The sequence below is a fragment of the Tanticharoenia sakaeratensis NBRC 103193 genome, from assembly GCF_000963885.1.
Lineage (GTDB): Bacteria > Pseudomonadota > Alphaproteobacteria > Acetobacterales > Acetobacteraceae > Tanticharoenia > Tanticharoenia sakaeratensis.
This window is the reverse complement of the sequence record NZ_BALE01000038.1, coordinates 41469-55186: the sequence shown is the minus strand read 5'-3', so window position 1 is coordinate 55186 and position 13718 is coordinate 41469. Positions and strand designations below refer to the sequence as shown.

Here is a 13718-nt window from a genome sequence, read left to right as displayed (position 1 = left end):
GACCCGTTGCCGAGGAGGACCGGATGCTGAGGCTGTCGAAACTGGCCGATTATGCCGCCGTGCTGCTGGTGCAACTTGACCGGCATGATGAACTTGCGACTTCGGGTGTTCTGGCAGGCGAAACGGGCGTGCCGGAGCCGACGGTCGCAAAAATCCTGAAGGGGCTGGCTGGTGGCGGTTTCGTGGTGTCGCAGCGCGGCGCGCGGGGCGGATACAGGCTGGCGCGGTCCCTCGACACGATCTCGATCGCGCAGGTGATCGGGGCGATGGATGGTCCCATCGCCGTCACCACATGTGTCGAGGGCCGGGTGTGCGAGGCGAGTGGCCTGTGCGCGCTGTCCGGCAACTGGGACATGGTGAACGATGCCATCGTCCGCACTCTGGATTCCATCACGCTCGCCGATATGGGACGCGGCCGCCGCGGTGCAGACCATGCCCGCGCGCCGGCCGGCGCATCGGCGACGCTATGAACACGACGAACCTGACATCTGAAGGGAAGGCGTTGCGATGCCTGCAGTAACCGAGACCCGCGAGGCCGTCGAAACCCTCAGCCAGTCCACGTACAAGTGGGGGTTCGAGACCGACATCGAGATGGAGATCGCGCCGAAGGGACTGAGCGAGGATACCATCCGCTTCATCTCCGCGCGCAAGGGCGAGCCGGAATGGCTGCTGGAATGGCGTCTCAAGGCCTATCGCGCGTGGTGCGAGATGGAGCCGCCGCTGTGGGCCAAGCCGCATCATCCGCCGATCGACTTCCAGGACGCACATTATTTCGCGGAGCCAAAGAAGAAGCCCGGTCCGAAATCCCTGGAGGAAGTCGACCCGGAACTGCTGCGCACCTACGAGAAGCTGGGCATCCCGCTGCACGAGCAGGCTTTGCTCGCCGGCGTCGAAGTGCCGGAGGGCGAGGAAGCCCGGATGCCGGTCGCAGTCGATGCGGTGTTCGACAGCGTCTCCGTGGTGACGACCTTCCGCAAGACCCTAGAAGAGGCGGGCGTGATCTTCTGCCCGATTTCAGACGCGGTGAAGGAACATCCGGAACTCGTGCAGCGCTACCTTGGCAGCGTCGTGCCGGCGGGCGACAATTTCTATGCAGCCCTTAATTCGGCTGTGTTTACCGATGGAAGCTTCGTCTACGTGCCAAAGGGCGTTCGTTGCCCAATGGAGCTGTCGACCTATTTCCGCATCAATGCCCGCAACACGGGACAGTTTGAGCGCACGCTGATCATCTGTGAAGACGGCGCCTCCGTGTCCTACCTCGAAGGCTGCACGGCTCCCCAGCGCGACGAAAACCAGCTCCACGCGGCTGTCGTCGAACTGGTCGCGACGGATGACGCGTCCATCAAGTATTCGACGGTGCAGAACTGGTATCCCGGCGATGCCGAGGGCAATGGCGGGATCTACAACTTCGTGACCAAGCGTGGCGCATGTCGCGGTGCACGTTCGAAGATTTCGTGGACGCAGGTCGAGACAGGTTCTGCAATCACGTGGAAATACCCGTCCTGCATTCTCGCGGGCGAAGGCTCAGTTGGCGAGTTTTATTCGGTCGCGGTGACCAACAATCACCAGCAGGCCGATACGGGCACGAAGATGATCCATCTGGCGCCCAACACGCGTTCGACCATCATCGCGAAGACGATCTCCGCGGGGCGGTCGGACAGCACGTATCGCGGGCTGGTGCGCATGATGCCCAAGGCGCGCGGCGCACGGAACTTCACCCAGTGCGATAGCCTCCTGATCGGTGACCAGTGCGGCGCCCATACCGTGCCCTACATCGAGAACCGCAACATGACTGCGCGGATCGAGCATGAGGCCACGACGTCGAAGATCTCCGAGGATCAGCTCTTCTATTGCCGTTCGCGCGGTCTGTCGGAAGAGGATGCGGTCGGCCTGATCGTCAACGGCTTCTGCAAGGACGTCCTGAAGGAACTGCCGATGGAATTTGCCGTCGAGGCGCAGAAGCTGCTTCAGATCAGCCTTGAAGGCAGTGTTGGTTAAGTATTGATTTTGAACGATATCGCGGACCGAAACATGACCATGACCGACTTCCTGACCGTCACCAATCTTCGGGCACGGATCGATGACAACGGGACCCCGAAGGAAATCCTTCGGGGGCTCGATCTCGAAATCCCGCCGGGCGAAGTCCATGCGATCATGGGCCCTAACGGGTCGGGCAAATCCACGCTGTCCTACGTTCTGTCGGGCCGCGAGGAATATGAGGTCACCGAAGGGTCGGTCCGGTTCAAGGGACAGGACCTGCTGGCTCTCGAGCCGGACGAGCGCGCGGCGCTCGGCGTGTTCCTGGCGTTTCAGGCGCCGGTCGAACTGCCGGGCGTCAACAATGCCAACTTCCTCCGCACGGCGGTGAACGCGGTGCGGCGCGCACGGGGCGAAGCGGAGCTCGATGCGGTCGGTTTTCTAAAGGCGGTGCGTGCAGAGACCAAGCGCCTGCATATGTCCGACGAGATGCTGAAGCGACAGGTCAATGTCGGGTTCTCGGGCGGCGAGAAGAAGCGCAACGAGGTGCTTCAGATGCGCATGCTGGCGCCCAGCCTCGCGATTCTGGACGAGACCGACAGCGGCCTCGACATCGACGCGCTGCGGATCGTGGCGGACGGCGTGAACTCGCTGCGCGGACCGGATTTCTCGGCGCTGGTCATCACCCACCACCAGCGGCTGCTCGACTACATCCATCCGGATCGCGTGCACGTCATGGCGCAGGGCCGGATCATCCACAGCGGCGGTCCTGAGGTCGCGCATGAGCTGGAGGCCAAGGGCTACGCGCGTTACCTGCAGGCCGCCGCATGAACGCGATCACCACTCTGCAGGCCCCGGCGCTGGAGCGGTTCATCGCTCGTGCCAGGGGCGACGTTTCCGTATTGCGTGGCGACCTGCCGACGCGTGCCGTGGAGGCGTGGCATTACACGTCCCTGCGTGACGTGGCGAAGGTGCCGTTCGAGGATGCGCCGGACGCCGATTTCGAGGCTGCCCGCGCCTTGATCGACGCGCATTTCCCCGCCGATCTGAACATGGCGCGCGCCGTTTTCGTCAACGGTCGCTTCACGCCTGATCTGAGCACTGGTCTTGAAGCGTTTGACATTGCGGCATTCTCTCCGGGGTCGGGTGCGATGGCGCGCCCGGAACGTGATGCCATTGCGGGGATCAACGCAGCGCTTGCTCAGGACGGACTGACGCTGCGTGTTCCGCAGGACGTCGATGCCGGACGGCTCGCACTCATCTCCGTCGATGTGGGCCAGGGACGCTTCTCGACGCATCCGCGCCATCGCATTGTCCTGGAGGACGGCGCGGCACTGTCTCTGCTCGATCTCAATTTTGGCAGCGGCGCGTATCTGAGCAATCCGGTGTTCGAGATCGTTGTCGGCGATCGTGCGCGCCTGACGCATGCCAAGGTTCAGGACGAGGATTGCGAGGCTTTCCATCTTGCACTGGTCTATGCGGACGTTGCGACCCGGGGCCTCTATGACAGCTTCACCCTGACCATGGGGGCTGCCCTGAGCCGGCATGAGGTTCATGCAGGATTGCTGGGCGGTCATGCGACGGTCCACGTGAATGCCGCCCAGTTGCTGGATGGCGACCGGCATGCCGACCTCACGTCGGTCATCACGCATGGCAATCCGGACTGCGTGTCGCGTCAGACGGTCAAGAACGTCCTGCTCGACACGTCGCACGGCGTGTTCCAGGGCAAGATCTATGTCGATCGGATCGCGCAGAAGACCGACGGTTATCAGATGAACCAAGCGCTTCTGTTGTCCGATCGGGCGCAGATCGACAGCAAGCCGGAACTGGAGATCTACGCCGACGACGTGCGGTGCAGCCACGGTGCAACGGTCGGCGCGCTCGACGAAGAACAGCTCTTCTATCTTCAGTCGCGCGGCATTCCGCGTGACGACGCCCGCGCCATGCTGGTGAGAGCGTTCCTGACCGATGCCATCGCGTTGATCGAAGACGAAGGCATGCACACGTTGCTGGACGCCGCGGTCGACGCGTGGTGGGCACGGCGGTCATGAACGCGGCGTTCGACGTCCAGGCGATCCGCGCGCAGTTTCCGATCCTGTCGGAACGTGTGCATGGGCGGCCGCTCGTCTTTCTCGACAGTGCGGCGTCGGCTCAGAAGCCGACCTGCGTGATCGAGGCGATGGCCCGGACCATGCAGACGCAGTACGCGAACATTCATCGCGGCCTGCATTGGATGAGCGAGCGCACCACGGCGGCCTACGAGGGCGCGCGTGATCAGGTGGCGGGCTTCATCCATGCGAACTCGCGTCGCGAGATCGTCTTCACGCGCAACAGCACCGAAGCGATCAATCTCGTGGCCTATTGCTTCGGATCGATGCTCAGGCCGGGCGATGCCGTGCTGATCTCCGAGATGGAGCATCATTCCAATATCGTGCCTTGGCAGATGCTGCGGGATCGCGCCGGTATCGAACTGCGGGTGGCGCCGATCACCGATACGGCGGACATCGACCTCGATGCCTACGAGGCGCTGCTGACGGATGGGCATGTGCGCCTCGTGGCCATCACCCACATGTCGAACGTGCTCGGCACGATCACGCCGGCGCAGACATTGGCCGAAATCGCGCATCGCCATGGCGCGCGGATCCTGTTCGATGGCTCGCAGTCTGCCGTGCATCGTAAAATCGACGTGCAGGCCCTGGACGCCGACTTCTTTGTCCTCACGGGGCATAAGATCTATGGCCCGACGGGCATCGGCGTCCTGTGGGCCCGCGAGGAACTGCTCGAGGCGATGCCGCCGTTCATGGGTGGCGGCGAGATGATTGAAAGCGTCTCGTTCGCGCGCAGCACATGGGCAAAGCCACCGCACAAATTCGAGGCCGGCACGCCTGCCATCATCGAGGCGATCGGCCTCGGTGCCGCCATAGGCTTCATGCAGGACATCGGACCTGAGGCGATTGCGGCCCATGAAGCAGAGCTTGTGGCTTATGGACGGGACCGTCTGGGCGCGATGAATGCCCTGCGCATTCTGGGCGATCCAGCGGAGCGGGGCGGGGTCCTGTCTTTTACAGTGGACGGAGCGCACCCACATGATCTGGCGACCCTGCTGGATCACCAGGGAATTGCCGTGCGGGCCGGACAGCATTGTGCGGAACCGCTGATGCACCGGCTCGGCGTGCACGCCACCACCCGGGCCAGCTTCGGCGTCTATACGACGACCGATGACATCGATGCCCTGGCAGACGGGCTGGAGCGCGCCCGCCAGATGCTGCTGTAGGCGAAGGACGACCGATGCAGACCGATATGACACCTGCCGGGGCCACGGGCCCGATTGCCCATCCGGGACTGCCTGACGAGGATGCCGTGGTCGCTGCGATCGCGACCGTGTTCGACCCGGAAATTCCGGTCAATATCTACGAGTTGGGCCTGATCTATGCGATCGACCTGCATGATGACGGGCGCGTCGAAATCGAAATGACGCTGACCGCGCCGAACTGCCCGAGCGCCCAGGAACTGCCCGAGCAGGTTCGTGATGCCGTGGCGAAGGTCGACGGCGTCACCAACGCGGCCGTGCAGATCGTATGGGACCCGCCATGGGACATGTCGCGCATGAGCGACGACGCCCGTCTTGCCCTGAACATGTTCTGATTGCGGAGAAACTCGATGTCGACACAGACCGCATCCGTTACGCCGAAGCGCGCCCTGCCGCCACTGATGTCCCTGTCGGATCGCGCGGCCAGCCGGCTGCGCGCGCTGTATGCCGGTGCGCACGAAGGGCAGCTGCTGCGCATTTCCGTCTCGACGCGCGGCTGCTCGGGCATGTCGTATGACATGAATTTCGTCGATGCGCCTGCGGACAGCGATGAAATCGTTCGCGATCACGACCTGACAGTTCTGGTCGATCGCAAGGCCACGCTGTTCCTGATCGGGACGACGATGGACTACGTGACGAAAGACCTCGAATCCGGGTTCACGTTCGTCAACCCGAACGAGAAGGGCCGCTGCGGGTGCGGCGAGAGCTTCCACGTCTGAAAGCGATGACGCTTTCGACTTCGGTCGACCAGAGGAACTGGTCGACAACCGTGATGGATTCGAGCGTAAAGCCCGCCTGATGCAGGCGGGATGCATCTGCTTCCAGCGCCTGCGGATTGCAGCTCACGTAAATCACGTCCCGAAGTGAGGATGCGGCGATTTCCCCGATCTGGGGCGCAGCACCCGAATAGGGCGGATCGAGCACGCAAAGCCGCGCGTCCGACAATTCCTTGCTCATCAGAGGCTGTCGACCGAGATCGCGCGCGGTGATTTCGATACGACGCCCGGCCATGGCACGCCGCACGGCGGCTGATGCTCCGGCATCGCCTTCGAACGCGCAGACGCGCCCATGCTCGGCGAGCGGAAACGTCAACGTGCCGCATCCGGCATACAGTTCCGCGATCACGTCACGGCGGTTGAGCTTTGGAAGCGCGGCGATCACGGCCTTGACGATCGCGCGCTCGCCGTCAGGCGCCGCCTGAAGAAACGCGCCCAGAGGCGGCGACACGGACGCGCCGGCAAAATTCTGTCGGACAGGTCCGGTCTGTGCGACGATTTCGGCGACAGCTCTGCCGCGGCGCGATCGCCATCCGATCCGGGGCACGCCCTGTGCGCGGGCAAAAGCCGCGAGTTTCGTGCGGTCGGCAGCACCTAGTTCCACATCCGTCGCAAGCAGGATGTCCGGGCCGCTGTCGAGCAGGTTCAGGAGCACGTCCCCGTCAGCCGTCAGCGCGCCGAGAGACGCGAGAACAATGCGCAGGGGCGCCAGCAGTGCGAACAGGCGCGGATCGAGGATATGGCACTCGGTCATGTCGACCGGGTCGCCCTGCCGCCTGTGCAGTCCAAGGATGACGCCGCCCGAGACCCGTTTTGCGGCGAGGTCGATCCGTCGCCGGGTAAGCGGCAATACCTGCTCGATTTTTGGCGTAACGCTTGCAAATCCGGCCCGCATCAGGGCCTGCCCAACCCGATCTGCTTTCCACTGCGCCAGTGCAGGCAGGGAAAGCTGCTGGATGGCGCAGCCTCCGCAGGTGCCGAACAGCGTGCAGGGCGGCACAACCCGATCAGGGGAGGGCGTTTCGATCTCGATCAGATCGGCTGGACCGTGGCCAAGCCTCACGCGCGCCTGTTCGCCCGGCAGAGCGCCGGGCACGAACATGCGACGCCCTTCGACTTCGGCCACGCCGTCACCGGCCGCGCCGAGGCCGAGGATGGCTAGGGACTCGAGACGACCAGGCAGGTTCAGGCGTCTCCACCGCGCGCACGGCGCGGCAGCAGCATGAAGGCCGGCGTATCGTGGCCGAACCCGGTCGGCGGGCTCTGCGGATCGAAGGCCGGGGCCGGACGAACGGAGCCGCCGCGCTCGTCCCGAGGCGGACGCTGTCTGCGCGTGTCACCATGACGCGCATCGTCCTGGCGGGGAGCGTCAGCCCGTGTCCTTTCGGTTCGTGTCTTTTCGGCCCCTGCTTTTTCAGCTCCGGCCTTTTCAGGGCGAGGCGCATGGTGCTGAGGCGTGTCGCGACGGACAGGCTCTTGCGGGGCCGCGTCCTGAATCGGCTGCTCCCGCTCGGGCGTCTTCGGCTGGTCGGTATGATCCTTCCGCCGATCCTTGCCGTGCCGCTTCTTGTCGCGATGACGGCCGCGGTCGCCCGACGCGTCTTCCGGCGCCCACTCGGTCGGTGTCACGCCCGGATAGGCCGGCTGCGGGATCGTCTTGCCGGTCAGGCTCTCGATCGCATCGGCGAGGTGCTTGTCATACGGGGAGGCCAGGCTGATCGCATGCCCCTGACGTCCCGCACGACCAGTCCGCCCGATCCGATGAACATAGTCCTCGGCATTGAACGGCAGGTCGAAATTGAAGACGTGCGAAAGTCCGCCGATGTCGATCCCGCGCGCCGCGACGTCCGAACAGACGAGGATCGCCAGTTCGCCCGCGCGGAACCGCTCGAGTGTTGCAAACCGGACCGACTGCGGCAGATCGCCGTGAAGGGCGCCGGCCGAGAAGCCGTGCTTCGTCAGGGACTTGAGCAGCGTATCCACATCGCGCTTGCGGTTGCAGAACACGATGGCGTTCTGGACGTCCTGCTGACGAAGCAGCCGGCGCAGGACGCGGCGCTTGTCATCCTCCGGCACGACAACGAGCGCCTCGTCGATCGTCGTAGCGACCGACGATTGCCGAGCGACCGTGATCTCCTTGGGCGCGTTCAGGAACGCGTCGGCGAGCTTCCGGATCTCGGGCGCCATCGTCGCCGAGAAAAACAGTGTCTGCCGGTTCGGTGGCAGAAGGCCCACGATCTTCTCGATGTCGGGAATGAATCCCATGTCGAGCATCCGGTCCGCCTCGTCGATCACGAGATGGCGGGCCTGCGTGAGCAACAGACCACCGCGCTCGAACAGGTCGATCAGGCGCCCCGGCGTCGCAATCAGGACGTCCACGCCGCGACCCAGAATCTCGCGCTGGTCCTTCATGCTTTCGCCGCCGATCAGCAGCGCATGGGTCAGGCGAAGATGCTTGCCATACAGCTTGAAGTTTTCCGCAACCTGCAGGGCCAGCTCGCGTGTCGGCTCGAGGATCAGGCAGCGCGGCATACGTGCACGCGCCCGCGATCCATGAAGGATTTCGAGCAGCGGCAGCACGAACGACGCGGTCTTTCCGGTCCCGGTCTGGGCGACGCCCAGCACGTCATGTCCCGCGAGCACCATGGGAATGGCGCCCGCCTGAATCGGCGTGGGGTGGTGATAACCGAGTTCCTGAATGGCCTGCATGATCGGCGCGGACAGACCGAGCTCGCTGAACAACGGTCCGGTCCGTTCAGCGACTGGGGCTGTCTCAGCAGCCGCGGGCTGCACGACCGCGGAAGCAGCCGCCTGGGATGCGTCGGCGACCGGCTCCAGACTGCGTGTCTGGCTACCGCCAGTTGTGTCCACCGTAACCGGCGTTTCCGCTGCCGGGGGAGCCTGATCGTGAGAACGGCGTGGTGTGGCCGCGATCGGGTCCAGCGAACCCATCGTCATCTGTGCAGGATCGCCCGAGGACGTCTTTGCAGTCGATTGCTTGCGCGGCCGTCCGCGTCCGCGACGCGGCGCGGCAGCCTCACTGGTGTCCGGTGCAACCGCTTCAGTCGCGGATTTCGCGATCGGTATTTCGGCTACCGGAGCCGCCGGCGTCTGGGCCGCGTCAGCCTGCTTGCGGGGACGCCCTCGGCCACGGCGTGGGGCGTTGCCCGCATTCGTGTCCGCCTCGGACGCGTCCGGCGTCAGGCTTGCGCCGGGGGCCTCGGCCGCCGACGGGGCGACGACATCAGGAGCGCTCGGCTGCTTGCGCGGACGGCCGCGGCCGCGGCGCGGAGATACGGGGTCCGGTTGAGGCGTCGGCTCGGCACGTGCCGGGCGCGTGACAGAGGCGGTATCGACCGGTGGTGCATCCTGCGCTTCCGGGGCGGCTTGTACGCGCTTCGCGCTCCGCCGCACGGGTCTGGGCGCTGCGTCGCCGGCGGTCGCGACGTCGGCCTTGCGCGGACGACCCCGCTTCTTCGGAGCGGGCTGCTCGACGGTCGCCGATGGCGGTGTCTCGGTCGTGCGGCGGGCACGCGCGGGTGTTCCGGCAGCCGCCGTGCTCCGGCGTGACTTGGCGGGCGCGGTTTTTGCCTTGGCGTCCGGAATGACTTCCGTAACGGTCTCCGGATTCGTGTCCGGGGCGTTCTTGCGGGCCTTGCGGCTGCGCGACGTGCTCGAAGATGCGGTCGGCTTGGCGCTCAAACTACTCTCTGACGTGTCTCGGGTGGCCCGGCGCGTCCGGCGTTCGAAGGGTGTTCTTCGAAAACCGCCGCGTCTGGAATTCGGGCGCGCCTGTCTGCACGCCGCGTCGGCAGGCCGTGCCTATCGGCAAATGTGGCCGAAATCAAGCATTCCCATGCGGCCCCTTGGCAGGATGACGATGGAGACGTGTCAGATTCCCCGAGCGAAGGCCGCTGCCAGGATCGCAAGCAGGCCGAGTGCCACCACGCCGATCGTCTGTTTACGCACCGAATCGAGCAGGGCCGGCTGCGGGCGAAGCGCGCGGCGCGCCCGCGTCAGCGGCCCGCGTGCGATGACGATCGACCAGGCACCCATGGCAAGTCCAAGCAGCATCATGATGTCGACCGGCATCGGGACGACGGCAAAACCGCCCTCGTGCAGGATCAGCGCGAAGCCGGTCACGACCGACAGGCCGAAGACATGCCAGACCGAGCGAAAAAATCGCGTCCATGATTGCAGCATCACCGACTGCTTCTGGTTGGCGTCCAACAGGGACACGACGCGTCCGGAGATCAGCACGGCGTAGGTGGCGCCGCCGATCCAGTAGGCCATGGCCAGCAGGTGCAGTGCCAGAACGAGGGTCCAAATCAGCGCCAAACTCAGTCTCCGTCGTGTCGTCGGTCATCCCGGATATTGCGAACCATCTTGGGGCCGGGCGCTTTTGTTCCCTGATAAGCGAAGTGTGCGCAAGAGGCGCGTTCACGCAAGTCGGGAGAGCCAGTTTATGTCCTACGCTGCCTTCGGGTTGCCCACGCCGGATCAGTGTGCCGCCTGGGATCGGCGTGCATCCGATATCGTCCCGTTGAGAACGTTGATGGAAAACGCCGGGCGCGCCTGCGCGCGCGCCATTCGGAGGCACATGGCGCCTGCGCGGACGCTCGTGCTGTGCGGACCAGGCAACAATGGTGGCGATGGCTATGTCGTTGCCCGTCATCTCGCCCAGGCGGGTTGGCCGGTCAGTGTCGCGGCGATGGCCGAGCCGAAACCCGGCACGGACGCGCATGACGCGCGCGCAGGCTGGCGTGGGCCGATGGTCCCGTTCAGCCCGGACGAGGCCTCCCGGGCTGGTCTCGTGATCGATGCCGTCTTTGGGGCAGGGCTGTCGCGGGATGTGGACGACGTGATCGCCGAGACGCTGCATGCGGCGCGGCGTATCGTGGCCGTGGATATGCCCAGTGGCGTCGACGGGGCGACCGGTTCGGTCAGGGGAGCGGCGGCACCCTGCCTGCTGACGGTCACGTTCGGTCGGCCGAAGCCCGGGCATCTCCTTCTCCCGGGTCAGGCGCTTGCGGGTGAACTGGTGGTGGCCGATATCGGCATGCCGCCGGGGCTGCTGGCTGAAATCGGAATCGATACCTGGGTGAACGAGCCCGGGCTGTGGCATGTCCCGGAATCCGGGCTCGAGAGCCACAAATATTCCCGTGGCGTGGTCTCCCTCTGCGGCGGTGCCGCGATGCCCGGTGCCGCAAGGCTTGCCGCCGCGGGTGCGCGGGCTTCCGGTGCAGGCCTCGTGCGGATCGCTGCGGGGCCCAATGCGGGGCCATACAAGCTCGGGGCGCCGGGACTCATCGTGGATTCCGACCCTCTTGATGATTTGTTGCGGGACGAACGACGCAAGACGTGGATCTGCGGTCCGGGGCTCACGGTCGACGAAGTGGCACACACGCTGCCGACCCTTCTCAAGGCGGAGCGCACGGTGTTGGCCGATGCCGGGGCGTTGGCCTGGGCCACCGAGGATCTGTCACGCCTGCGTGGCGTGTCTGCCATCACGCCGCATATTGGGGAGTTCTCGAAGTTGTTCGGAAATCCCGGTGCGGATCGCCTCGGTGCGGCACGTGCGGCGGCCGCGCGGATCGATGCCGTCGTCATTCTGAAAGGGGCGGACACGATCATCGCGAGTCCGGATGGGCGGGCCGCGATCAATGTCCATGCGTCCTCCGCTCTGGCGACGGCCGGATCGGGCGACACGCTGAGTGGTGTCATCGCCACACTGCTGGCCGCCGGCATGGCGCCGTGGGATGCGTGCGGTGCCGGCGTCTGGCTTCACGGGGATGCCGGATTGCATGCCGGCGACTGGCCGATTGCGGAAGATCTCGACCGTCATCTGGGTGCGGCCAGGGCGCGTGCGATCCGGCAGCAGGCCACGCGTGCGCGATAGGTATGCTGCCATCGCTTGTCGACGGGCGCGGCTTGCTATAAAGGCGCTCCGCTCATGACGGAAGCTCGCCTGCGGGCGTGGTGGAATTGGCAGACACGCCAGATTTAGGTTCTGGTGGCGCAAGTCGTGGGGGTTCAAGTCCCTCCGCCCGCACCAGCTTCCTGTCGCACGGCTTCCCGCGCCGGCCCTGTTGCCGCGCGCATTTTTCATTCCTTCAAGATTATCGACCGAGAGGATCGCCTCGCAGATGCAGGTTACGCAAACGCAATCCGAAGGGCTCAAGCGCGGCTTTACCGTGACGGTGCCTGCATCCGAGCTGGAGACGCAGCGTGCCGCGAAGCTGGCCGAGCTCGGCCGCACGATGTCGCTGCCGGGCTTCCGTCCGGGCAAGGTGCCCGTCAGCCTGGTGAAGCAGCGCTTCGGCCGCGCCGTGCAGGGCGAGCTGCTCGACAAGGTGCTGAACGAGACGACGCAGCGCGTGCTGGAAGAGCACAAGCTCCGTCCCGCGATGCAGCCCAAGCTCGGGCTGGTGTCCGGCGCAGAGGGTGAGGGCGATCTCGAGTTCACGCTCGAGATGGAAGTCCTGCCGGAGATCGCGCAGCCGGACCTGTCCGACCTGTCGCTGACGCGCCTGAAGGCGCCGGTCAATGCGGATACGGTGGACAAGGCGCTCGCGGACATCGCCAAGCGTCAGCGGACGTTCGAGACGATCGAGGAAGATCGTCCGGCAGCGAAGGGCGACGTCGTTGCCGTCGACTTCGTCGGCAAGATCAACGGTGAGGCGTTCGAAGGCGGCACCGCCAATGATGTCAACGTCGAGATCGGCGGCGAAGGCTTCATCCCGGGATTCGCCGAGCAGCTCGAGGGCATGAAGCCCGGCGAGGAAAAGACGATCACCGTGACCTTCCCGGAGGATTACGGCGCAGCCGAGCTCGCCGGCAAGGAAGCGACCTTCGACATCAAGGCACACGCGCTGAAGAAGCCGATCGATCCGGCGCTCGATGACGATCTGGCCAAGAAGATCGGCTTCGAGGGGCTGGAGCAGATCCGCGAGCTGATCACCAAGCAGGTATCGAGCGAGTACGACCAGCTGTCACGCCTGCGGATCAAGCGTGAACTGCTGGATGCGCTGGCCGAGAAGACCGATTTCGAAGCGCCCGAGAGCATGGTCGACGCCGAGTTCGCCCAGATCTGGCAGCGTGTCGAGCAGGATCGCGCCAATGGCGAGACCGACGAGGAAGACGCAGGCAAGGACGACGAGACGCTGCGTGCGGACTACCGCAAGATCGCGGCTCGTCGCGTCAAGCTCGGTCTGCTCCTTGCCGAGATCGGCCGCGCCAACAATATCGGCGTGACGAAGGAAGAGATGGTGCAGGCGATCCGCCAGGAAGCGTCGCGCTATCCGGGTCAGGAGCAGATGGTCTTCGAGTTCTTCGGCAAGAACCCGCAGGCGGCGGAAAGCCTGCGCGGGCCGATTCTCGAGAACAAGGTCGTGGACTACATCATCGAGCTGGCGAAGGTGACCGACAAGGAAGTCACGCCTGAAGAACTGGCGGAAATCCCGCCGGCAGATCTCTGATCCGACGTGTTGCCCCGCTCAGGCGGGGCAAATTTCGCGCGTCCGGCGCAGTCTGCTTGCAGACGTGCTCTGGAATGTCTGCGCGTTCGCGCTATGTCTATGAGACGAATGGTCATGACGGGTTCTGAGTGGACCGTCGGACCTGTCTGCAACGGTTGTCGGCGACAGGCCGCTGCC

General features: G+C 65.1%; 12 protein-coding genes and 1 tRNA gene. 10 read left to right on the top strand and 3 right to left on the bottom strand.

Annotated features, from left to right (window positions below):
• Positions 1-23: 23 nt before the first annotated feature.
• The 7 genes from B8446_RS11955 to B8446_RS11925 are packed head-to-tail and all read left to right on the top strand — an operon-like array spanning position 24 to position 6006.
• Positions 24-470 carry an SUF system Fe-S cluster assembly regulator gene (locus tag B8446_RS11955; protein WP_048849895.1) on the top strand — a complete coding sequence of 149 codons (447 nt, stop codon included), beginning with the start codon at positions 24-26 and terminating at the stop codon, positions 468-470.
• 37 nt (positions 471-507) lie between these two features.
• The gene (sufB, locus tag B8446_RS11950) at positions 508-1998 is read left to right on the top strand and encodes a Fe-S cluster assembly protein SufB (RefSeq protein WP_048849893.1); all 1491 of its coding nucleotides are present in this window, start codon (positions 508-510) and stop codon (positions 1996-1998) included.
• A gap of 39 nt (positions 1999-2037) precedes the next feature.
• Positions 2038-2808, top strand: coding sequence for a Fe-S cluster assembly ATPase SufC (sufC, locus tag B8446_RS11945; protein ID WP_048850045.1), 771 nt, complete (start codon positions 2038-2040; stop codon positions 2806-2808).
• Positions 2805-4028, top strand: coding sequence for a Fe-S cluster assembly protein SufD (gene sufD, locus B8446_RS11940; RefSeq protein ID WP_048849891.1), 1224 nt, complete (start codon positions 2805-2807; stop codon positions 4026-4028). The genes sufC and sufD overlap by 4 nt, the downstream gene beginning before the upstream one ends.
• Positions 4025-5251 carry an aminotransferase class V-fold PLP-dependent enzyme gene (locus tag B8446_RS11935; protein ID WP_048850043.1) on the top strand — a complete coding sequence of 409 codons (1227 nt, stop codon included), beginning with the start codon at positions 4025-4027 and terminating at the stop codon, positions 5249-5251. The genes sufD and B8446_RS11935 overlap by 4 nt, the downstream gene beginning before the upstream one ends.
• A gap of 14 nt (positions 5252-5265) precedes the next feature.
• Positions 5266-5622, top strand: a complete 357-nt coding sequence (locus B8446_RS11930; protein ID WP_048849888.1) for an SUF system Fe-S cluster assembly protein — start codon at positions 5266-5268, stop codon at positions 5620-5622.
• Positions 5623-5637: 15 nt separating this feature from the next.
• Positions 5638-6006: a HesB/IscA family protein gene (locus B8446_RS11925; RefSeq protein ID WP_048849887.1), complete on the top strand. Its 369-nt coding sequence runs from the start codon at positions 5638-5640 to the stop codon at positions 6004-6006.
• On the opposite strand, the gene B8446_RS11920 is transcribed toward B8446_RS11925, so the two are convergent.
• From B8446_RS11920 to B8446_RS11910, 3 genes are all read right to left on the bottom strand, one after another.
• Positions 5954-7189, bottom strand: coding sequence for a class I SAM-dependent RNA methyltransferase (locus tag B8446_RS11920; protein ID WP_241767764.1), 1236 nt, complete (start codon positions 7187-7189; stop codon positions 5954-5956). The two genes, B8446_RS11925 and B8446_RS11920, sit on opposite strands and share 53 nt — an antisense overlap.
• A 59-nt stretch (positions 7190-7248) precedes the next feature.
• Positions 7249-9015 (bottom strand): DEAD/DEAH box helicase, encoded by a 1767-nt coding sequence (locus tag B8446_RS11915; RefSeq protein ID WP_048850042.1) that lies wholly within the window; start codon positions 9013-9015, stop codon positions 7249-7251.
• 939 nt (positions 9016-9954) lie between these two features.
• Positions 9955-10401: a hypothetical protein gene (locus tag B8446_RS11910; RefSeq protein WP_241767763.1), complete on the bottom strand. Its 447-nt coding sequence runs from the start codon at positions 10399-10401 to the stop codon at positions 9955-9957.
• A 127-nt stretch (positions 10402-10528) separates the two neighbouring features.
• Here B8446_RS11910 and B8446_RS11905 point away from each other — a divergent pair, with 127 nt between their 5' ends.
• The 3 genes from B8446_RS11905 (at position 10529) to tig (ending at position 13541) form a co-directional block, all read left to right on the top strand.
• Positions 10529-11962, top strand: coding sequence for a bifunctional ADP-dependent NAD(P)H-hydrate dehydratase/NAD(P)H-hydrate epimerase (locus B8446_RS11905; protein ID WP_048849881.1), 1434 nt, complete (start codon positions 10529-10531; stop codon positions 11960-11962).
• Between the two features lie 71 nt (positions 11963-12033).
• A tRNA-Leu gene (locus tag B8446_RS11900) sits at positions 12034-12118 on the top strand.
• 91 nt (positions 12119-12209) lie between these two features.
• The gene (gene tig / locus B8446_RS11895) at positions 12210-13541 is read left to right on the top strand and encodes a trigger factor (RefSeq protein ID WP_048850041.1); all 1332 of its coding nucleotides are present in this window, start codon (positions 12210-12212) and stop codon (positions 13539-13541) included.
• The last annotated feature ends 177 nt before the right edge of the window (positions 13542-13718 follow it).